General features: G+C 38.8%; 19 protein-coding genes. 14 read left to right on the top strand and 5 right to left on the bottom strand.

Going from position 1 to position 21502, the window contains the following annotated elements:
• Together G622_RS23110 and G622_RS0114720 are read left to right on the top strand one after the other, a co-directional pair.
• On the top strand, nt 1–1332 hold a 1332-nt coding region (locus G622_RS23110; protein ID WP_049945888.1), incomplete at its 5' end, for an RNA-guided endonuclease InsQ/TnpB family protein.
• A 47-nt stretch (nt 1333–1379) separates the two neighbouring features.
• On the top strand, nt 1380–1655 hold the full coding sequence (locus G622_RS0114720) for a hypothetical protein (protein ID WP_155831516.1): 276 nt from the start codon (nt 1380–1382) through the stop codon (nt 1653–1655).
• Nucleotides 1656–2283: 628 nt separating this feature from the next.
• Here G622_RS0114720 and G622_RS0114725 read toward each other — a convergent pair.
• Nucleotides 2284–3504: a helix-turn-helix domain-containing protein gene (locus G622_RS0114725; RefSeq protein WP_026511331.1), complete on the bottom strand. Its 1221-nt coding sequence runs from the start codon at nt 3502–3504 to the stop codon at nt 2284–2286.
• A 268-nt stretch (nt 3505–3772) separates the two neighbouring features.
• Between G622_RS0114725 and G622_RS0114730 the strand changes: the two genes are divergently transcribed.
• From G622_RS0114730 to G622_RS0114745, 4 genes are all read left to right on the top strand, one after another.
• Entirely contained in the window at nt 3773–5278 is a 1506-nt protein-coding gene (locus G622_RS0114730) for an MFS transporter (protein WP_026511332.1), read from the top strand.
• Between the two features lie 5 nt (nt 5279–5283).
• A complete protein-coding gene (locus G622_RS0114735; RefSeq protein ID WP_026511333.1) occupies nt 5284–7008 on the top strand; it encodes a glycoside hydrolase family 3 protein in 1725 nt (574 codons plus the stop codon).
• A gap of 121 nt (nt 7009–7129) precedes the next feature.
• Nucleotides 7130–7960 (top strand): HAD family hydrolase, encoded by an 831-nt coding sequence (locus G622_RS0114740; RefSeq protein WP_026511334.1) that lies wholly within the window; start codon nt 7130–7132, stop codon nt 7958–7960.
• Between the two features lie 132 nt (nt 7961–8092).
• Nucleotides 8093–8893 (top strand): FRG domain-containing protein, encoded by an 801-nt coding sequence (locus G622_RS0114745; RefSeq protein WP_044957800.1) that lies wholly within the window; start codon nt 8093–8095, stop codon nt 8891–8893.
• Nucleotides 8894–9000: 107 nt separating this feature from the next.
• Here G622_RS0114745 and G622_RS0114750 read toward each other — a convergent pair whose 3' ends face one another.
• The 3 genes from G622_RS0114750 to G622_RS0114760 form a co-directional block, all read right to left on the bottom strand.
• Nucleotides 9001–9597, bottom strand: coding sequence for a TIGR04100 family radical SAM protein (locus tag G622_RS0114750; RefSeq protein ID WP_026511336.1), 597 nt, complete (start codon nt 9595–9597; stop codon nt 9001–9003).
• A gap of 92 nt (nt 9598–9689) precedes the next feature.
• Nucleotides 9690–10211 (bottom strand): TIGR04002 family protein, encoded by a 522-nt coding sequence (locus tag G622_RS0114755; protein WP_026511337.1) that lies wholly within the window; start codon nt 10209–10211, stop codon nt 9690–9692.
• Between the two features lie 5 nt (nt 10212–10216).
• On the bottom strand, nt 10217–11017 hold the full coding sequence (locus tag G622_RS0114760; protein ID WP_026511338.1) for a PfkB family carbohydrate kinase: 801 nt from the start codon (nt 11015–11017) through the stop codon (nt 10217–10219).
• Nucleotides 11018–11352: 335 nt separating this feature from the next.
• On the opposite strand from G622_RS0114760, the gene G622_RS0114765 reads away from it, so the two are divergent.
• The 6 genes from G622_RS0114765 (at nt 11353) to G622_RS0114785 (ending at nt 18691) form a co-directional block, all read left to right on the top strand.
• The gene (locus G622_RS0114765; protein ID WP_044957803.1) at nt 11353–13605 is read left to right on the top strand and encodes a glycoside hydrolase family 31 protein; all 2253 of its coding nucleotides are present in this window, start codon (nt 11353–11355) and stop codon (nt 13603–13605) included.
• A gap of 188 nt (nt 13606–13793) precedes the next feature.
• Nucleotides 13794–15131 (top strand): TrkH family potassium uptake protein, encoded by a 1338-nt coding sequence (locus G622_RS0114770; protein WP_026511340.1) that lies wholly within the window; start codon nt 13794–13796, stop codon nt 15129–15131.
• Between the two features lie 8 nt (nt 15132–15139).
• Nucleotides 15140–15787 (top strand): potassium channel family protein, encoded by a 648-nt coding sequence (locus tag G622_RS0114775; protein WP_026511341.1) that lies wholly within the window; start codon nt 15140–15142, stop codon nt 15785–15787.
• A gap of 79 nt (nt 15788–15866) precedes the next feature.
• Entirely contained in the window at nt 15867–16022 is a 156-nt protein-coding gene (locus tag G622_RS25880; protein ID WP_155831517.1) for a hypothetical protein, read from the top strand.
• A complete protein-coding gene (locus G622_RS23120) occupies nt 15970–17985 on the top strand; it encodes an ATP-binding protein (RefSeq protein WP_081675346.1) in 2016 nt (671 codons plus the stop codon). The genes G622_RS25880 and G622_RS23120 overlap by 53 nt, the downstream gene beginning before the upstream one ends.
• Complete coding sequence (locus G622_RS0114785; RefSeq protein ID WP_026511342.1) at nt 17978–18691, top strand: response regulator transcription factor; 714 nt, start codon at nt 17978–17980, stop codon at nt 18689–18691. Before G622_RS23120 ends, G622_RS0114785 begins: the two co-directional genes overlap by 8 nt.
• Nucleotides 18692–18791: 100 nt before the next feature.
• On the opposite strand, the gene trxA is transcribed toward G622_RS0114785, so the two are convergent.
• Nucleotides 18792–19109, bottom strand: coding sequence for a thioredoxin (trxA, locus tag G622_RS0114790; protein ID WP_026511343.1), 318 nt, complete (start codon nt 19107–19109; stop codon nt 18792–18794).
• A gap of 477 nt (nt 19110–19586) precedes the next feature.
• Between trxA and G622_RS0114795 the strand changes: the two genes are divergently transcribed.
• Together G622_RS0114795 and G622_RS0114800 are read left to right on the top strand one after the other, a co-directional pair.
• Nucleotides 19587–20273 (top strand): hypothetical protein, encoded by a 687-nt coding sequence (locus tag G622_RS0114795; protein WP_026511344.1) that lies wholly within the window; start codon nt 19587–19589, stop codon nt 20271–20273.
• A 153-nt stretch (nt 20274–20426) separates the two neighbouring features.
• Nucleotides 20427–21245 carry a nitroreductase family protein gene (locus G622_RS0114800; RefSeq protein ID WP_026511345.1) on the top strand — a complete coding sequence of 273 codons (819 nt, stop codon included), beginning with the start codon at nt 20427–20429 and terminating at the stop codon, nt 21243–21245.
• Nucleotides 21246–21502 lie beyond the last annotated feature (257 nt).

Genomic DNA, 21502 nt, shown 5'->3' on the forward strand with positions numbered 1-21502 from the left:
GTTCTTTACAACAGGGCGAATTTCATCATCCGACAGTATGCTTCTGCCATAGAGGCATTTGACTCTTACAGGCCTCTTTTTCCCAATCAGATGCAGGTGTATAAACTTGTAAGTGAAAACCTTGAAGGGACAAAATACCATGCAGCTGGCTCATGGCTTTCTTATAATGCCCTTGACTATCTTTTGAAGAGTACCAGGGATAAGGCATACTATGGGCTTCCTTCTCAGGCTAACCAGCAGATACTTAAGCTTCTTCTTAGGGATTACAAATCATTTTTTAAAGCAGTGAAGACATACGCCAAGACACCATCTGCATTTACGGGGCGTCCCCGCATGCCGGGTTATGTACGCCAGGGAAAATACAAGACTGCCATCCTTACGAATCAGATATGCAGGATAAAGGATGATTCCTATATACGTTTTCCCGGAACAACAGATACTTTAAAACTTGGCAGGGACCTTCCCCAGCCCCAGGGAAAACTTAAGGAAGTACGGATAAAACCACATGGTAAGGACTTTGTGATGGATGTGGTGATCGATGTCTTAACAGTGGGTATAGAGCCTTTGGATGACAAGGATGTTCTCAGATCTCTTTCATCAAAAGATGACATTTCCGATATCAGGGTCATGTCGATAGATCCGGGTACGGACAATATAGCAGCCGTAGCGAACAACTTTGGAGCAGAACCGTTTGTGATAAAGGGCGGACTGATAAAGTCCGTAAACCAGTTCTACAACAAAGAAATGGGGCGGCTTTCTTCATGTGCCATGAAGTGCAATAATAGATACCGTACCAGGAAAATGAGCATGCTCACAGAAAAACGCAACAGGCGCATAAAGGATGAGTTCCATAAGATAAGCAGACAGCTAGCAGACTATGCGAGGGATAACCACGTAGATGCAGTAGTGATGGGGCATAACGTATTCCAGAAACAGGAAGCGGGTATGGGGCATATTAGTAACCAGAATTTTGTGCAGATACCAATGCTGATATTTGCAGATATGCTTAGATATAAACTTGCTGAATACGGGATCAGGTTTGCGCTTACAGAAGAGAGCTATACATCCAAAGCGGATTTCCTTGCGATGGATGCAATCCCTGTGTATAAAAAGGGAAGTAATGCTGACTATGTTTTTTCAGGAAAAAGGATAAAACGTGGACTTTACAGGCACTACGATGGGACAATAACAAATGCAGACATAAACGGAGCTGCAAATATCTTAAGAAAAGTATTCCCAAAGGTAACCCAATGGGATAGGGGCATAGTGGACATGCCCTGTTCTTTGGGATGCGTTAAGCATCCCAAAGGTTCATGCCGCTTTGCGGCATAACAGAAACCTCTTCCGACGCAGAGTCGGTGGAGGTAGTTCATAAGCCTGTGACGGAATACAAGAACATGAAGGAGCCTTTTGACTATCTTCATGCTACTGACTATGGTTATGATAATCTTACACGACATGATTTTTATGGAAAACGCACGTTTTCCGCAGATGAATACGTGATGTATTGCGGTACGCATAGCGATCACATTTTGATTCCCGAGCCGTATAAAACAAAGTTTTTCGAAGGACTGCGGAGTGCGGTGCTTGCGGGCGGAGATAAAGTAGAGTTCCGGGATACCTATGTGCTGTATCTTGCGAAGAAACCGGCGTAAGCGGATAGTAAACAGCATTATGCATGTAAAGTGTTTATTACTTTGCATGCATAATGATTTTGTTTGTTGCTTCATACTGCAAAAAACACAACTACCCTTAAAATACTCATTATATTAGAGGGTAGCGTACTGCAACAAGGAATATATGCCGCAAATAAGAGAAGGATTTTATGCAGGTTCAAGTCTTTGATTTGGACACGAAAGTGCTTTTGAAAGTTCCTTTCGATAACAACTGTTTTCGGCAGTTTTACTAATGGTCAAAGATAATTTTAAAAGCTAAAATATGTTTACTTGAAGAGATTCGAAGATTCTTCAGATAATAGAGGCCAGGCAGTGCTATGGGATACCCACGGTGTTGTCTGGCTTCGCCAATTAATCCGGATCACCAGACAATAAATAAAAAAGGCACTTGAGATCAGGCATTCTTTCCATAATATCAGCGTCAGACAGTTTTATTCCGGTAGTTCCGATTTGCTCTACGTCATAAGAAGCAACAACATTGCTATATTTTCAACCGAAACAGAGCCTGTTTCAAATATACTACTTGAAACAGGCCCTGCATAATCTTTGATACTTTCTATTGGAAAATTTTGTAAACAATAGAATTGACCTCGAGCATCCGGAGGAATCACTGATTTATCATCTTTCTGTATTGTGTTGGAGTCATTCCTTTTTCCTGCCTGAATATTCTGGTGAAATAAGTAACATCAGGAATTCCGCATGAATTAGCCACTTCCTGAATCTGAAGATCAGTGGCATTTAAAAGGAATATTGCATGTTCAAGGCGTTTAAAATTAACATAGCCGGTGAAAGTTTTGGATGTTTCTTTTTTAAATAATGTAGCCAGATAGCTTTTATTAAGTCCAAGGCTAGCGGCTGTACTTTGTAATGTGAGTTCTGTGTTTGTCAAATTTTGCATAATGTGGTTTAGGACTTTTTGCATTGTAGCTGAATAGCCTGTTGTGGAATTGTGCTGAACCATTGTGCAGTATTTTTTAAGTATTTCTCTGTGAATATCCTTATCCTGGTTAGGAGATGTCATATTCTCAATTTTTATAGCCATACGTCTGGACATCTCATCAAGATGGATGGGATGGACATTACCCCTTTCAGCGCCTTTGCGGCAGATGGTGTTGAAGGCAAGGAGATTATTCTTTTTACTTCTAAGTGTGCTTGTGGAGCGGTTGTCGATATTGCTGAGAGCCTGATCGGTGCTGTATTTCATGGCAGAGTTGAAGTCTCCTCTTGAAATGGAATCAATAACTTTTTCTTCTAATCCATAGCGGTATTCGAGTCTCTGCATAATATCTTCATAATTGTTATTATCCATGGCAGTCAGATAATCGGTATCGCCTTTAACAGGCTGCTTAAGATATTCTATTCTGAAATTCCCGATTCCATAGACATTTTCGCCAAGGGTTTCAAGGAAAGCCTCAATTACGGAACTGTCACGAAGACAGGGAATGGTTGCTAAATACTGATTTATAAAAGAGTGCAGTGATGAAGGAATTCCAAGTTTATCGCAGATTTCAGTGGTGCGATATACTCCGGAAATTTCTGTAAGGTATGGACCTATATATAGTGAAGTTTCAAGCTCCTGGTTTGGAACCGGAATTAATATATAGTGACATTCGTACATATCACTCAACATATAGATTATGTGATTATCGGTAAAATGGGGATCTATTCCTTCAAACTGTGTTACGGATACAGATGTTGGTTGCAGAATAGCTCTCCTAAGTCCCAGGTCAATTTCATCTGATAAAGGCTCATTTATGTTAACAACGTGGTTACCTAAATTTAATTTATTAAAAAAAGACACTGCATAATTTAAAAACTGATTTTGCATAATATAACAAAACCTCCATAGTAATCTCTAGTTGGGCGCTCCCTAGAATATAGAACTGAAATATATCTAAAAAGAAATTATATTATATTTTCCAGTGTAAATAGAACTATATTTTGATGACATTGTATTATATTTTGTTTATGAGATAAAGAGTAAATATAATACTAAAATGAATAAATATAGTTCTTTTTGCTTTTCAAAAATAAGATTATTATAACCTCACAAAAAACATGTTGTATTGGGGACAACATAAATTAGGAGGGTAATTATGGAACAGAACATTAGCGGTGTTAACAGGGCCAAATGGTGGCAAATAGCAGGACTTGCACTTAATGACGTTGCTACCAATTTATATATGTGGGAGATGATTTTTATCTCATATTATCTGAATGGTATTGTTGGTGCCGGGGTGGTAATCGCATCTTCTCTTGCGACAGTAATGAGACTGTGGGATGGAATCACGGATCCTATTATAGGAATCATTCTTGATAAGACTGGTGGAAAGTTCGGAAAGAACAGACCTTTTCTTGTAATTGGTCAGCTCATAATGCTTGTGATGTCAGCATTTATGTTCTTTGTAACACCTAAATTTCCAAAGGCAGCACAGTTTGCAGTATTTGTAATATTCTATGCTTTATACATCATAGGTTACACATGCCAGTGCGTAGTTACAAAATCAGCTCAGACATGTCTTACTAATGATCCGAAGCAGAGACCTACATTTGGAATTTATGCCGGAATTTTTGGCTCCATATTCTTCACAGTAGCTCCTCTGTATTCATACACATATCTTTTAGGAAAGCATCAGTATCAGTTCGGAATGGAATACTTCCAGGAAATGTGGGTAGTTGTAGCTGTTCTTTCTTTCGTTCTTACAGCAATAGCATATATCGCTATCAGAGGAAAAGATAAGCCTGAATTTTACGGAATTGGCAATGGCCTGGAACAGAAAGTCAGCATTAAGGATTACATTGAGGTTCTTAAGAAAAATCGCGCATTACAGATGCTTGTAATTTCAGCTTCTACAGATAAGCTTGCAACTTCAATGAACGGAAATGCGACAGTAGCAATTATCGTATATGCAATTATCTGCAAAAACGCAGGAGCAGCAGGACTGGTTGGTACTTATACTCTTGTTCCCAGCATAATAATTCTTTTCCTTGGAATCGGTTATGTGGCAAGAAAGTTTGGACAGATGAAGGGATTCAAGTATTCAAGCTATGCAGCACTCTTTACTATGATTGCTCTTATCGCTATGTTTATTTTTGGTGATCCCACTCAGCTTTCACTTCCAGGAGATGGAAAGTTTGCAGGATGGAATACATTTTCACTGGCATTTGTAGTACTTATGGTTCTTTATACAGGATTTAAGCAGATAGCCGGAAGCCTGGTTTATCCTATGACAGCAGATTGCACGGATTATGAAGTATATAGAAGTGGAAAATACGTACCGGGACTTATCGGAACAGTTTTCAGCTTTATTGATAAGCTCATCTCATCATTGGCACCACTTATCATTGGCGTTCTTTGCGCAGCAGTAAGCTCTTCATCTGAGCTTCCTACAGCTGAGACACCATATTCTGCAGGACTTGCAGCAGTTGGCCTGTTCTGCATGTTTGGAATTATTATTTTTGGATATCTCTGCAATATAATTGCAATGCATTTCTATCCGCTTACTAAGGAAAAAATGGAATCTATTTCAGCAGACATTGCGAGAATAAAGAGAGAATCAACAAATGAAAGTAAAATTGAATTAAAAAAAAAGGGAGCATGATATAAATGGTAGATCTTAAGGCAAAGCCCTTTAACCTTAATAGCGAACAAATAAGTTGGGTACATAATACATTAGAATCTTTGAGTGAAGAGGAGAAAATAGGACAGCTTTTCATAAATCTCACAGTACAGAGGGATAAAGAGACACTGTCAAAGCTTGTGAACGAATACCACATTGGTGGTGTTCGTTGGCAAGGCGGTACACTTGAAGAGGTCTATGAGCAGAATAAATATTTCCAGGAAAATAGCAAGGTTCCGGTGCTTATAGCAGCCAATACGGAGGCTGGAGGAAACGGTGCTGTTTCTGAGGGAACGCTGGTAGCATCAGGAGCTGCCTGCGGAGCTTCAAAAAGCGATGAAACAGTCAGAGATATGGCTGCAGTTGGAGCTGAGGAAGCAAAAGCAGTAGGCTGTAACTGGGTATTTGCACCTGTTTGCGATGTGGTTTCAAACTGGAGAAATACAATAGTAAATACCAGAGCTTTCGGAAATGATCCTAAACTTGTTGCCGAGCGTTCGCTTGTATATATGAAAGAGAACATGAAAAGGGGTATTGCCTGTGCTGCCAAGCACTTTCCGGGCGATGGTTCTGAAGAAAGAGATCAGCACCTGGTTATGGGATGCAACGATCTGTCAGTAGAAGAGTGGGATGAAAGTTTCGGTTATGTGTACAAAACTCTTATTGATGAAGGTCTTGCAAGTATCATGGTTGGACATATATGCCAGCCTGCTTATTCGAAAAAATTTATTCCTGGAATCAAAGACGGTGAAATAAAGCCGGCAACCCTTTCGCCTGAACTGCTTCAGAATTTACTTAGGGACCAGCTTGGATTCAACGGACTCATTGTAACTGATGCGTCTCATATGGTTGGACTTACTGCATCAATGTCAAGAAAAGACTATATTCCGGGCGTTATAGCAGCCGGATGTGACATGATTCTGTTTTTCAATGATCCAAAAGAAGACATCGGATATGTGAAAGAGGGTCTTGAGAGCGGGGTAATCTCAAAGGAAAGATTCGAAGATGCACTCCTTAGAATTCTTGGACTTAAGGCTATGCTTGGCTTAAATGAGCTTAAATTCCCTGGGAAAGAAGGTCTTAAAACAGTTGGATGTGATGCTCATCATGAACTTGCTGCTAAAGCTGCAGATGAAAGTATAACTCTTGTAAAGGATACCCAGGGCGTACTTCCGGTAAATCCTGCAGATAAGAAAAAACTCAGATTATATTTTATTGAGAGTGCACCGGTATCCATGGCAAATGGTGCTGACAAAGCAAAGGCAAACCTTATTAAAGAGCTGGAAGCTGCTGGATTTAATGTAACTGCGCCAAAAGACTATTATGAATATGAAATGGAAGGACCAAGTCCTTTTAATAAGTTTAAGGTAATGAGTCATGAGTCACGTGAGAAATTCAAGAAAAACACAGATCTGGTTCTGTTTGTCATAAACATGAAGGGATATGCTCAGACTAACAATGTCAGATTATGTTATGATGCATCACACTCATCACAGAATCCATGGTTTGTCGGAGAAGTTCCTACAATAGCTATTTCGCTGAATTATACGAATCATCTTATAGATGTGCCTATGATGAAAACCTTTATAAATGCATATGCTGATTCTAAGGAATATCTTCATGCTTTGGTTGAAAAAATCGTTGGAAAATCAGGGTTTAAGGGTACTGCAAATGATTTGGTATGGTGCGGGCGCTGGGATACAAAATTGTGATTTTGAGGTCGATTTTGTCCGCAATAAGCAAAAAAGTTTAAAAATCTAAAAAATGATAATAAAGCCATTCATTGCAGGTTTATATGCAATGAATGGCAATATTTATAGAAGGAAGAGAAATATGTCAGTTTTTGATAACTTTATTAAAAAGAATAATTTCATAGTATGTATAGATTCTGATGGCTGTGCCATGGATACAATGAATATTAAGCACATTAGATGCTTTGGCCCCTGTATGGTGGATGAGTGGGACCTTGATCAGTGGAGAGATGACATTTTAAACAGATGGAATGAGATTAATCTGTTTTCAAAAACAAGAGGAATAAACAGATTCAAAGGCCTTGCGATGATGCTGTCTGAAGTGAATGATAAATACTGTGAGATAGATGGTATAAAGGCTTTATGCACCTGGACTGAGGATGCACCTGAGTTATCAAATGATGCAATGGAAAAAATGATTAATGCAAATGAGATTTTTGCTAAGGCACTAAATTGGAGCATAGCTGTTAATAAAGGAATAGATGCGTTACCAAAGGAGGAGATTAAGCCTTTTGGAGGAGTTAAGGAAGCCCTTGAGGAAATACACAAGCATTGTGATATTGCTGTAGTTTCAAGTGCTAATCCGGAAGCAGTTAAAGCCGAATGGGACAGATTTGGACTTTTACCCTATGTGGATGTTGTGTGCACTCAGGATATGGGAAGTAAGGCATTTTGTATTGGTGAACTGGCAAAGAAGGGATATGCATTATCAAATATCCTTATGTGCGGTGATGCAGTTGGAGATCTTAATGCTGCAAATTCAGTAGGGGTACACTATTATCCCATCCGCGTAAGGCATGAAGAGGAATCCTGGAAAGAACTTTTGGCTGAGACAATGCCAAGATTTCTTAAAGAAAATTTTGATATGGAGTATCAAAAAGAACTTATTGATAAGTTTATGGATAACTTCTAGGAAAAAATGATATTATTGAATTAAAGATAAGTAGAAGTTTGCCACATTATTGATGAGCCAATATCAAGCAGATATTTGTACATAGTTTCTTAAATAACCAGACAGGTTATTTTGCAAAGTGGAGATGAATCTATGGTAAAGACAGTAGTTATCGAGGATATGAACCATCTTTATGAGCTTTTAAATGAGCAGGCATATCGTTCTGATATCAAGAGAAACAGAAATCTCTATGTCTACAGGGGACAGCCGGATGCTTCATTCGTGCTGACAACCAGCCTTGCAAGGAACTGTAAGGAAAAGAAAAAAGAGCTTGAACCATGTATGCTCAGAAATTTCACGAAATATGCAGTTCTTGAAGAACCCTCAATTGAGAAATCTGTGTGGCGGCAAATGATTTTTGGACAGCATCATGGGCTTCCCACAAGACTTCTTGATTGGTCATTTTCACCGCTTATTGCGCTGCACTTTTCAGTGACGGAAAGTGATCTCGAAGATATGGAAAGCAGAGACAGTGCTGTCTGGCGCACGGATATCCATGAGCTTCATGATCTTCTTCCGGAAAAATATAGGGCTATATCTGATAAATACAGTACAACAGTTTTCTCAGTAGATATGTTGGCGGAGGCCTGTGAGAGTCTTGCTATGTATGATTCAGACATGGGAGATTCGGCTATGCTTATGATAGAACCTCCGTCTGTAGATGTGAGAATTGTCAATCAGTATTCTTTTTTCTCGGTAATTCCAAGCAAGATGAATGATATTGAAGGATTTCTTGATGCACATACAAAAAACACGGTTCGCTACATTATAAGTAAGAAGATCAGATGGCAGATAAGAGATATGCTGGATCATCAAAATATCTCAGAACGCATCGTATATCCGGGGCTGGATGGGCTTTCTAAATGGCTTGGACGCCATTACTATGTCAGATGATTTTTGGTAATAGTGAAGGTGATTTAACAGCTTTAAACTTTTAAAACATAATAAAAACAAGGCTGCTAAACAATTATTTGTCTGGCAGCCTTTAATTTTATGAGATTTTAAGCGTAGTGTCTTATGCGAAGATCGATGCCGGTTTTACTGGATAATTCCTTGCATTTTGTAATTTCATCTTTAGGCAGAACGTCTACGATGGACCATTTTACATTCTTAATACGTTTTTTGCATTCCACAGCAAATTCTACCATCTTATTAAATGCATCCGGTACCTGAGGCCTTGTAACTTTTTCATATTCTTCGCTGCCGGGAGCATTAAGACTTATGGAAACGCTGTCAATAATATCGGCAAGCTCGGGAACAATGTTTCTTCCGTTTTCTTCGTTGCCAAGACCATTGGTATTGAGACGGATTTTCAGATGCTTTTCTTCCTTTGCAACCTTTGCTGCAGCAAGAAGAATATCGAGCTCACAGGTCGGCTCACCGTATCCACAGAAGACAAGCTCATCAAAGCCTGTGAAGTCATAATTTCTTATCGCTTCAATAACCTCTTCTTTTGTAGGATTTACTTGATGCCACAGAGTATCTGCATCACCTATACCGTCTTTTAAGAATCTTATGCAGAAAGTACATCTGCAATTACACTTATTTGTGATGTTCGCATACACTGAAGTTTTGTATGTATATAAAATATCTGCCATTTCTATTTACCTCGAAAACTCTATTTCTGACTTACATAGTCAGATTCTGATTTTTAATAGTCAAAATCTTACTCTTATGATACTCAGATCTTTTAAACCTGAAAAATAGTCTTTTTGATGCTTGCGCCTTCAAATGCAATAGCCGCAATGTAGAAAAACAGTGCGCTTCCGCCGGATTGAACAAGGCTTCCGGTAAAGGCTGAAAATATAGCTGTTTTTGTTCCAAACAGAATTGCTTCTGCGATGTAGTAACCGGTGGCTGAAATGAAAAATGATATTATTGGAGCCACAATGTTTCTCTTTGAGAGAAGAGATGACTTTTTGCTGGTAAAGGGCAAAACTATAAGCATCTTTATAATAACTGTTGCAACGGTCCACATGGGAGCTGTAAGAAGATCAGCAATTCCTCCGCCAATAGCTCCGACTGCCATAGCATAGGGTGTAGGAAGAAGTACCGCTGCAAGGTAAATTATGGTATCGCCAAAATGAACATATCCGCCGTTTATACCAACAGGTATATGGAAGATATAAGCAGTGAAAATCACGGTTAATGCTGCCATGACACCGGTTAATGTAATAAGTCTTGTCTTTGAGTTTGTGTTTGCTTCTTTCATACTTTTTACTCCTCCGTTTTTAATATTTTTTCAAAATCTATGCCGTAGTTTCTGTCTGCAGAGTCTGTTTTTGAAATTGCTCTACTGATGAAATCCGCTGCTTTTGAAACGGCATCAGTAATACATTTGCCGTTAAGCAGATTGCCCATAAGGGATGCTGCAAACAGATCGCCGGTCCCTGAATAGCTTCTGCCATTGGTTGATGATCTTAGTACAGTAGCATCATCCTTATGAATCACTACGTTGCATACAGTATTTGTATTTTCCAGGATTCCGGTTACCACAACGCTTTGGAGGTCATGAGCTTTTACACTTTTTGCAATTGAAATAACTTCTTCAATGCTGAACTTGCTAAATTCGGTTCCTGTAAGCAGGCACAATTCAGTTAAGTTAGGGGTTATAATATCTGCCTTCATCGTCAGTTCTTTTATCTTTTCCAACATGCCTTCAGAGAAATTAGAATAGCACTTCCCGTTATCACCCATAACAGGGTCTACTAAAAGAAGGGTATTCTCTTTTTTGAAGGAATCAGTAAAATCAAGAATCTGATCAGCCAGATTTAAAGACGGTATATAACCTGTGATAATTCCGTCAAATCCTTCACCGCTTTTTTTCCATTCCACATTACAACGTTTCACCATATCGTCCATATCGTGAAGGTAGTATGATGAAAAACCGGTCTGAGCTGTAAGCACAGCGGTGGGTACAGGATTAACTTCTATCCCCATAGATGACAAAACAGCAATGTCTGCCACAAGTGAGCATTTCCCAAATCCAGATAAATCATTTATCGCAGCAACTTTCATACACCAGGCTCCCTAAGAAATTTGTTATGTGAAACTATACGGTATTTTTGATTATATAAATATACTCAGTTTTGATACTTTTTATATAACCAGATTTTTCGAAAGCCATTATTCAGATGAAGACGGTTATTTCTGAATATATGATTTCATAATTTAATAATTAAAGGGTTATCAATACCTGAAAAAGGCCTGTTTATGGAGTATTGAAGTATTGACGAAGGAAAAGCGGTAGATGATAATTGAATGGTGGAATCATATTTTTCTGATTTTGTGAAGTTAAACTATTCTTATGAATCCGCATTACAAAAGATAAAATTTTTATGGAGAAGGATGAAATGAAATTAGGGAAAATAAAGAATTTCAATGTGGAAGGGAACAAGCTCGGAATCGAATATGCAGGAGGAAAGGCAAATATTAACTTTATAAGTGATGAAATCGTAAGATTTGAGATTCCCTGCAAGTCAGAGAATTACGAGTCTGTTGCCGTAGAGGGTGATAAGGCAGTTTCATGTAACTATGAAGTAAAAAAGGATGCAGATGATATTTATATAACAGGTAAGAAGCTGGATATTAAGGTAAGTGACGATTTTTGTATTACAATCCTTGATAAGACAGGTAAAGTAATCGTAACTGATTATCAGGGCGAGAGAACCATACCGGTAACCATTAGCGAGAAATCTCTAAAACAGCTCGGCGATGAAGGTCATGAGGTTTTCGGTGCTATAGGCAAGAATCACAAGGTTCAGGATCTGAAGAAGATTGATAAGGATGATTGTTTCTATGGTCTTGGTGATAAAACCGGTTATTTAAATAAGAGAGAGTATTATTTCGAAAACTGGAATTCAGATATTCCGCAGGCTCATACTGAAAATATGCCTTCTTTATACAAGTCCATACCATTTTTCATATGTAAGAAAAAGGACAGTGTATATGGCTTATTCTATGATAATACTTATCATGGATATTTTGATTTCGGTAAAGAAAACAGCGAATATTTCGTATATGGAGCAGATGATGGCAATCTGAATTATTATTTCCTTTATGGGGAAAGCATGGCAGAGGTCATCAAAAATTATACATATCTTACAGGCAGAACTCCGCTTCCGCAGCTGTGGACACTTGGATATCATCAGTGCAGATGGGGCTATGAATCAGCAAAAGATATCAGAGATGTGGCTTATGGAATGAGAGAAAGAAGAATACCCTGTGAATCTGTTCAGTACGACATTGATTACATGGATAAATTCAAGGTATTTACCTGGGATGAGGAATTCTATGAGGAGAAGGGTAAGCTTATAAAGGAACTCTCCGGAAAAGGATTTAAGCCGGTTGTGATCATAGATCCCGGAACCAAGAAGGAAGATGGCTACTTCATGTATGATGAAGGTGTGGAAAACAGCTATTTTGCTACAAATCCTGATGGCAGCATATACGTAAACAAGGTTTGGCCCGGGGATTCCACATTCCCTGATTTCGGCAGAGAAGAAGTAAGGAAATGGTGGGCAGAGAGCCATAAGAATCTTACGGATATGGGTGTAATGGCTATATGGAATGACATGAATGAACCTGCCAGCTTCGAGGGACCTTTGCCGGATGATGTGGTTTTCCATATTGGTGATCGTAAGACAGACCACAGAGAAGTTCACAATGTATATGCTCACTTTATGGACATTGGAACATTTAATGGAATGAAGAAGTTTACCGGAAGAAGACCTCTTGTAATTACAAGAGCATGTTACTCAGGAACACAGAAATATGCAGCAGTATGGACCGGAGATAATCAGAGTATCTGGCCTCATCTGCAGATGCTGATACCGCAGCTTTGCAATCTGGGAATGAGCGGTTTTGCTCTTGCCGGAACTGATATTGGTGGCTTTGGAGGAAATACTAATTCCGAGCTTTTATGCAGATGGATAGAAGCTGCTGTATTTTCACCATTTTTCAGAAATCACACAGCTAAAGCAACCAGAGCACAGGAGCCCTGGAAGTTCAATGATGAGACTACGGACATTTACAGAAAGTATGTTGAGCTTAGATACAAGTTCCTGCCTTATATTTATGATCTGTTCTATCAGTGTCAGGAAACAGGACTTCCGATAATGCGTCCATTGGTTCTTCATTATGAAGATGATGAAAATGTCTTCAACCTTAATGACGAGTTCCTTGTTGGTGAGAACATACTTGTATCACCTGTTGTGGTTCAGGGCGCTACAAAGAAAATGGTATATCTGCCTGAGGGCACTTGGTATGATTATTGGACAGGAGAAAAGCACGAAGGAAAGCAGTATATCATTAAGGATGCACCGCTTGGAGTATGCCCTATCTATATCAAGGGCGGAAGTATAATTCCTACTTATGAAACCGTTCAGTATGTAGGCGAAAAGCCTTATGATAAGCTTGAATTACTGGTAACTCCGGGTGCCGGTAAATATGTTCATTATCAGGACAATGGTGAAGATTATAAATATCTTGAAGGTGAGTATAATCTTTATGAATTTGAAACTGATGAAAATGGAAAGCTTAGCACAAAAATGCTCCATGAAGGCTATGAAAAATATGATCAGATAAATGTTAATTCTCTTGCATAAAGTTAAAGTTATGAGGCTACCGGGCTATGACGCTCAGTAGTCTCTTTTTTGTCATTTATGTGTCATGCAATAAAGCTCAACTCCAATTCAATCTTTATACAATCTTAATACGAGAGCGCAAGGCTTAATACTGTCTTATTTTATTTGGGTATAAAATTCAGATAAACAAGGATTGATAGGAGTTTTTTATGTCAATTATTCTGAGTGTGAAGGAGAAATTAACTTCTTTTCAGATTATTATTTTAGGTTTTGCGAGTGTTATTATTCTCGGAACTATTCTGCTTATGCTGCCCTTTTCATCGAAGGCAGGGGTGGCTACATCCTTTATGGATGCTCTTTTTACATCAGTATCCGCTGTGTGCGTGACAGGTCTGGTGGTAGTAGATACTGCAAGTTACTGGTCATTCTGGGGACAGCTTGTGATACTGATTCTTATTCAGATTGGAGGGCTTGGAGTTATTACCGTGGCATCTCTGGTGGTAATGCTGGCAGGCAGGAAAATAAGCCTGATGCAGCGACAGACCATGCAGAATGCTATTTCGGCGCCTCAGGTGGGGGGCATCGTTAAGCTTACAAGGTTTATCTTTAAAATTTCCTTTTTGGTAGAAGCTATAGGTACTTTATTGCTGTTGCCGGTTTTTGTACCTAAATACAAACTTGCGGGAGTGTGGATGTCATTATTTCATGCAGTATCTGCCTTCTGTAACGCAGGCTTTGACCTTATGGGAAATAAGACTGGAGAATTCTCATCACTTACTTCATTTTCAAGCAGTGGATATCTGACGGTGGTGATAGCCCTGCTGATTGTAATAGGCGGAATAGGCTTTGTCACCTGGAGTGATGTGATTTCCAGGAAACTGGTGATAAGGGAATATAAGATGCAAACAAAGGTGATTCTTGTTACCACCGCGATTCTTATAGTTGTCCCTGTTATCATTTTCTATTTTACGGAATTTCAGGATATTCCTGCAAAAGAGAGGTTCTGGGTGTCATTATTTCAGGCAGTAACTCCCAGAACGGCAGGCTTTAATACTGCTGATTTTTCAAAGATGTCTGGTACTGGTAAAGGGATTATCATGATCCTAATGCTTATAGGCGGATCTCCGGGATCGACAGCAGGAGGAATGAAAACAACAACACTGGCGATTTTATTTGCAAACGCCGTTGCGGTTTTCGGAAGCAGACCAAACGCAAACTTCTTTGGAAGAAGAATCGAGGACAGTATAGTTAAGAATGCTTCTACTATTTTGTTTATGTATGTGACCTGTGCGTTTATGTCTGCATCTGTCATGAGTTTTGTGGAAGGACTGCCTATAGGTGATTGTCTGTTTGAGACATTTTCGGCGATTGGAACAGTTGGACTTACACTGGGGATAACGCCAACGCTATCGTTACTTTCAAGGATAATGCTTGTTATGCTTATGTTTTTCGGAAGGGTTGGCGGACTGACTATTATTTATGCAGCCTTTTCACACAAGGATAAGAGTATCCTTAAATATCCCACAGAGAATATTATCGTTGGTTGAGGAAAAATATGAAATCTATTTTATTAATCGGAGTTGGAAATTTTGGAATGATGATCGCAAAGCAGATACATGAGCTTGGTCATCAGGTTATGGCAATAGACAAGAATGAGGAACGTATTAATGAAGTTTTGCCCTATGTGACAAATGCTCTCATTGGAGACAGCACAAATGCGAACTTTTTGGCATCTATAGGTATAAACAATTTTGACGTATGTATTGAGACAATAGGAAATGACTTTCAGAACTCGCTGGAAACTACTTCATTATTAAAGGAGCTTGGTGGAAAGAAGGTAGTATCCCGCGCAAACAGAGAGGTTCAGGCGAAGTTTTTACTGCGAAACGGTGCAGATGAAGTGGTTAATCCTGAAAAGGAGATAGCCATCTGGACCGCTATAAGATACACAGCCAAGCATATACTTGATTACGTGAAACTTGATGATAGTCATGCCATTTTTGAGGTGAAGCTACCAAAAGACTGGATAGGGAAAAGCGTAAGAGAATTGGATTTACGTCAGAAATTCGGCATCAACATTATGGCTATCAAGGAAAACGGTGATATGAATCTTAATTTTTCACCGGATGAAATAATAAGGGAAGGTCAGACATTACTGGTACTGGGTGAACATAAGGCAATACAGAAGTGTTTTCATATCTAATGAAGGCAGCTGATAAATATGGACAGTCATAATGATAAGCGAAAATGTTTTCATTATGACATCAAAAGAGGGTATATTTATGTTGAATATAGTATTATTATTGGTACTTATCTTATTTGTGCTTGCAGGCTATTTTATTGTGAATAAAATAGTTATCTTTATTAAAGAAAACAAGAGAGAGAATGAGAAAAACGCAAAGGAAGGAAGCGTACATGACCTTCGAGACCAGCCTTGAAAATACTAATATCTCTGAGCATGTTCTGGTGTGTATTTCTTCGTCACCCACGAACCGGAAAATTATTGAAGAGGCCGCTGAGCTGGCCAAGGCTTTTCATGCCAGCTTTACCGCTCTGTATGTTGCAAAATCGCAGGAGGATAATATTCCTGCAGAAGATAAGGCAAGGCTCCAGAGCAATATTCGTTATGCCGAGGATAAAGGGGCAGCCATAACAACAGTGGTTGCTGAGAACATACCTTTCGCGATCGCTGAATTTGCAAGGGTTTCAGGTGTTACCAAAATAGTTATCGGTAGAAGTAATACAAAAAGATATCATTTTTGGGAAAAACAGACTGTGACTGAGCAGCTGATTTCCATAGCACCAAATATAGATATTTACATCATTCCTGATTCTAAAACTAATAATAAAATAGAGAGAAACAGTAGATTTGCAGAGCAGATTATTCCCACATGGAAGGATCTGCTTATTACTGTTGTAATACTTATCAGTATGACAGTGGTAGGTATTTGTTTTAGTATGCTGGGATTTACTGAATCAAACATAATAACGGTTTATATTTTAGGGACACTTCTTAATGCAATCCTTACACAGAGTCATTTTTGCAGTCTTATAAGCTCTTTTGGAAGCGTTATGCTGTTTAATTTCTTCTTTACAGAGCCACGTCTTACTTTTCATGTATTTGAACCGGGGTATTCATTCACATTCATTATTATGATGATAGCCGCACTGCTCACAGGGTCACTGGCATACAGACTAAAGGATATCGCCAGAGAATCCGCTAAATCAGCGTATCACACAAAGGTACTGTTTGATACGAACCAGCTTCTGCAAAAGAAGAGAACCGCTGAGGAAATCCTGAATGTAATGGCAAATCAGGTAATTCTGCTTCTTGATAAGGATGTAATTATTTACTCAGTCGAGGATGGTGCACTGGGCGATGGATACATATATGCACACGACAAAGACGGTGCTCGGACGCTTTATACGGACCACGAAGAAGATGATGTTGTAAGATGGGTACTTGAGAATAAAAAGAGAGCAGGAGCTACAACCAAGGTCTTCCCCAGGGCGAAGTGCTTGTATCTGGCCATAAGGATAAACGGAACTATTTTTGGTATCATGGGAATAAGAGTGGAAAAGAAAGTGCTTAATTCTTTTGAGTACAGTATTTTGCTGTCAATTCTGGGAGAGTGTTCACTAGCGCTGGAAAATCTTGATAATGAGAAGGCTAAGGAAGAGGCATCTATAGTTGCTCAAAATGAGAAGCTAAGAGCCAATATCCTAAGGACAATATCACATGACCTGCGTACACCGCTTACTTCTATTTCAGGAAATGCAAGCAATCTATGCAGCCATTACAAAGTCCTTGATGATGAGACAAGAGAACAGATTTTTTCAGATATATATGATGACTCTGAGTGGCTTATACAGCTGGTGGAGAATCTGTTGTCTGTAACACGATTTGAAAATGGCGAGATGCAGATAAGTAAGTCGCTGGAGGTCCTGGATGATGTGGTTGATGAGGCCGTAAAGCATATTGACCGGAATAAGGATGAGCATGTGGTAAAGGTAGTCCGCTCTGATGATCTGGTGGTTGCAGATATGGACGCAAAGCTTATAACCCAGGTCATTATCAATCTTGTTAATAATGCGATCAAATATACTCAGAAAGGATCTGAGATAAAGATATCTTACGGGGTGCAAAATGATCTGGTATATCTGAGTGTTTCGGATAATGGTCCCGGTATGGATGAAAATATGAAGGAGCATGCTTTTGATATGTTTTACACGGGACCTAATAAGGTTGCAGATGGAAAGCGAAGCATGGGACTTGGACTTGCCCTATGTAAATCGGTTGTGGAGGCTCATGGAGGAAAAATTGAAATACTCGATAATATTCCTTCCGGGTGTATAATAACTTTTTATCTGAAAAAAGGAGACATATATATAGATGAATAAATTTCAGGTTTTGGTAGTTGAAGATGATCCGCCCATCAGAAATCTGATAGCCACGACACTTAAGACACATGATTATAAATATCTGCTTGCAAAGAACGGGGAGGAGGCTATTTTACAGGCTTCTACCAATGGACCGGATGTGGTTTTCCTTGATCTTGGTCTTCCGGATGTGGATGGGATTGAGGTGATAAAACGCATAAGAGAATGGTCTAATATGCCGATAATCGTAATCAGCGCAAGGAGTGAGGATGAAGATAAGATAGAAGCTCTGGACGCAGGGGCGGATGATTATCTCACAAAGCCCTTTTCTGTGGAGGAACTTCTGGCGAGACTGCGTGTAATGCAGAGAAGACTTGCTCTTCTTCTTTCAGATAATGGCATGTCAGAAAGTTCAGTGTATGAAAACGGTAAGCTGGAGATAGATTTTGCTGCCGGATGTGCTTATAAGAACGGCGAGGAATTAAAGCTTACGCCAATTGAATATAAACTTCTTTGTCTTTTGGCAAAAAATACAGGAAAGGTTCTGACCCACAAATATATAACTCAGAAAATATGGGGAAGTGCCTGGGACAGCAATGTAGCTTCTCTCCGCGTTTTTATGGCAACTCTGCGCAAAAAACTGGAGGATGAAAATGATTCCGTATCATATATTCAGACTCATGTTGGGATCGGCTATAGAATGCTTAGAGCAGACAATAAGGAATGATTCTTGAGGGCTATTTCTACTTTACCTGTAAGAAGTCGTAATCTTGTGTGTCTTTAAAAATATAGAAGCCTCAGACAAAATATCTGAGGCTTCAAGCTATTTAAAGGGTATCGTCAAGTGCTTTTGCAAGTGTAGCAGCGGGAACTGCTCCTGTAATGTTATTTACAACATTACCGTCTTTAAAGACAAGGAAGTTAGGAATTGACATGATATTGTACTTTGCTGCGATAGCACTGTTATCGTCTGAATTTAACTTACCTACCTTAACCTTGCCATCATACTTTTCAGCAAGACTTTCTACTATAGGCATCATCATTTTGCAAGGACCACACCAGTCTGCATAAAAATCTACAAGTACGGGAATGTCACTATTTATAACTTCGCTTTCAAAATTCTCTTCTGTGAAAATGTATTCCATTAAAATATCCTCCAATTATGGTCCTAAGGGCTACCGCTTGCGAGGGTTTAGGACGTTTCATAGTTTCCATAACCTGCTTTACACTAGCTATGGGTTTGCGGTTTTGATGATGTAATCATCGCACATGGATTAAAGATTGTCAACAATTAAATTGCAAAAGTGTTAATCGCCGAAAAATCTTTTCATATATAGCTTTCCTCTTTGAAATTTTATGACTGGAACCGCATGAAATTTGTACTATTTGGCAAATTCAGACTTAATTTTTTTTGGCTAGATTTCATATAGACTATGGATGACTTTTTTATTAAAATAATCGAGCTGCCTGGAATTAGATTCCAAGCAGCCTTGTTATTGATAGAGCAAATAGTCAGGTTTTCACCGGCTAATGTCGAATCATGTGCAGATCCACAGTAAATTGCCTTGTGGAGTTGGTTTCTTAGATGGGGCAAATTAAATATTTAAGAAGAGGAAGTAACTATGACAGAAACAGGATTTTACTCATTTGAAGAGGTTTGTTCCCTTATTGAAGAGAAAGGTTTGAACAGGTTTGAGCGTGATAATGCTGATTTGAATTCCATTTGGCAGTTTGGACCAAAGCGTTCATGTCTTCAGGCTCACACAACAGTCTTTGACAGATACGTATTATATGCTACGGAATCTGATTATAATGCTATCAGAAAAAAAGCTGACGAAGAAGGTCTGGCTTTGATATTAACAGAGAAATCTGCTGATCTTCTCGATACTGTTATAAATGAGTATGAGAATGTTAAGAGTAAGGCTATTCTATTTATAAGAAACGGAAACAGAATAATGCAGCCAAGTCCGGTTGAATGTTCTATTTCACACAAGATCGTTTTCTTTACTAATGAGAATCTGGAATTTGTACTTGATATCATCGCTGAAAACGAGAAGAGCAGAAAGAAGACAGGTACTCAGAAGGTGTATACTTTCGTTCCCAAGAAGGAAAAAGAGCCTGAGATAGAAGCTGAAAAGATCAGTGAGATATTTCCTCTTGAATCAAGGGTTCTGCATGGCAAATATGGTGAAGGAACAGTTACAAATATATCTGACGGCAGAATTACTGTGGATTTTGATGATTTTGAAGAAAAAATCTTTTCCGCTACAATCTGTATTACAAAAAGCCTTTTAAAGAAAGCAGAATAACGTCCAAATAATATCTCCAATGAACGTATTGATTTTTTTGCAAGTTATATTATAATACAAATACATTGCAAACAATTAAATGGAATCTAATTAGCATGCTTCGCCAGATATATCATTGGCAAGAATGGCTAAAATCGTGAAATGGAGATAATTATGGGTAATTTTTTAGATGAAGTTAAGTCAAGAAGAAGCGTAAGAACATTCGATGGAAATGGACTTGATGAGCAGACATTCAACGATATGAAGAAGTTTGCTGATGAAGTAACCAATCCTTTCGGTGTGAAGATAAGATTTGCATTTCTTGATGCGAAGGAAAATAATCTTTCAAGCCCTGTTCTTTCAGGAGAGAAGTGCTATGTAAGTGCAATGGTAAAGAAAGAGCCTCATGCAGATGAAGCTTATGGATACAGCTTTGAAAAGCTCCTTATTGAGGCACATAGAATGGGTCTTGGAACAGTATGGATTGGCGGAACAATGCCAAGAGAGAAATTTGAAGCTGCTTCCAAGCTTGAAGAAGGCGAGTTCATGCCCTGCATGAGTCCTTTAGGAAAAACTGCTGCAAAGATGTCAGTAAAAGAGTCTCTTATGAGAAAGGGCGTTAAGGCTGACAGTCGTTATGATTTTGACAAGTTATTCTTTGTAAATGATTTTAATACAGGATTAACAGAAGAATATGCTAAGGAGCATGGTCTTTACGAAGCGCTTGAGGCAGTAAGACTTGCACCCTCTGCAGTTAATAAGCAGCCCTGGAGAGTAGTGATTGAAGGAAATAAGGCTCACTTCTTTGAAAAGCATGACAAAGGCTTTGTTAATGAGAACTATGACCTTCAGAGAATTGATGTAGGAATTGCATTATATCATTTTGAGAGTCAGCTCATTTCTGAAGGAAAGAAGGCTGAGCTTACTACAGAAGCTCTGAGCATAGCAGTACCTGATGATACAGATTATATCGCTACATACTGCTTTGGATAATGTAAATTAGAAATATATTTAATATATAAAATAAAATTCCCATCGCCAAGCGACATTTATAAATGTTACTTGACGATGGGAATTTTTATGTAATGAATTTAGTGAGGCTTGTGTGTCCTGTTAATGTTCACGCATCACGATGCGCACAGAAAAAGAAAGGACGAAAAAACTGAATATTTGAATTATTTAAAACGTTAAAGTGATATACTCATCTTTAGGTTGCTATGTTCTTTCTTAGGAAAATGGGAATAGACTCA

It is taken from the genome of Butyrivibrio sp. LC3010 (genome assembly GCF_000424385.1).
Lineage (GTDB): Bacteria > Bacillota > Clostridia > Lachnospirales > Lachnospiraceae > Butyrivibrio.

What these genes read in the sequence shown, in the direction of transcription:
- G622_RS0114740 (WP_026511334.1), top strand. Translation starts at nt 7,130, where the DNA reads ATGTCAGTTTTTGATAACTTTATTAAAAAGAATAATTTCATAGTATGT.
- G622_RS0114755 (WP_026511337.1), bottom strand. Translation starts at nt 10,211, where the DNA reads ATGAAAGAAGCAAACACAAACTCAAAGACAAGACTTATTACATTAACC.
- G622_RS0114770 (WP_026511340.1), top strand. Translation starts at nt 13,794, where the DNA reads ATGTCAATTATTCTGAGTGTGAAGGAGAAATTAACTTCTTTTCAGATT.
- G622_RS0114785 (WP_026511342.1), top strand. Translation starts at nt 17,978, where the DNA reads ATGAATAAATTTCAGGTTTTGGTAGTTGAAGATGATCCGCCCATCAGA.
- G622_RS0114760 (WP_026511338.1), bottom strand. Translation starts at nt 11,017, where the DNA reads ATGAAAGTTGCTGCGATAAATGATTTATCTGGATTTGGGAAATGCTCA.
- G622_RS0114745 (WP_044957800.1), top strand. Translation starts at nt 8,093, where the DNA reads ATGGTAAAGACAGTAGTTATCGAGGATATGAACCATCTTTATGAGCTT.
- G622_RS0114735 (WP_026511333.1), top strand. Translation starts at nt 5,284, where the DNA reads ATGGTAGATCTTAAGGCAAAGCCCTTTAACCTTAATAGCGAACAAATA.
- G622_RS0114765 (WP_044957803.1), top strand. Translation starts at nt 11,353, where the DNA reads ATGAAATTAGGGAAAATAAAGAATTTCAATGTGGAAGGGAACAAGCTC.
- G622_RS0114750 (WP_026511336.1), bottom strand. Translation starts at nt 9,597, where the DNA reads ATGGCAGATATTTTATATACATACAAAACTTCAGTGTATGCGAACATC.
- trxA (WP_026511343.1), bottom strand. Translation starts at nt 19,109, where the DNA reads ATGGAATACATTTTCACAGAAGAGAATTTTGAAAGCGAAGTTATAAAT.
- G622_RS0114730 (WP_026511332.1), top strand. Translation starts at nt 3,773, where the DNA reads ATGGAACAGAACATTAGCGGTGTTAACAGGGCCAAATGGTGGCAAATA.
- G622_RS23120 (WP_081675346.1), top strand. Translation starts at nt 15,970, where the DNA reads ATGAGAAAAACGCAAAGGAAGGAAGCGTACATGACCTTCGAGACCAGC.
- G622_RS0114775 (WP_026511341.1), top strand. Translation starts at nt 15,140, where the DNA reads ATGAAATCTATTTTATTAATCGGAGTTGGAAATTTTGGAATGATGATC.
- G622_RS0114795 (WP_026511344.1), top strand. Translation starts at nt 19,587, where the DNA reads ATGACAGAAACAGGATTTTACTCATTTGAAGAGGTTTGTTCCCTTATT.
- G622_RS25880 (WP_155831517.1), top strand. Translation starts at nt 15,867, where the DNA reads ATGTTGAATATAGTATTATTATTGGTACTTATCTTATTTGTGCTTGCA.
- G622_RS0114800 (WP_026511345.1), top strand. Translation starts at nt 20,427, where the DNA reads ATGGGTAATTTTTTAGATGAAGTTAAGTCAAGAAGAAGCGTAAGAACA.
- G622_RS0114725 (WP_026511331.1), bottom strand. Translation starts at nt 3,504, where the DNA reads ATGCAAAATCAGTTTTTAAATTATGCAGTGTCTTTTTTTAATAAATTA.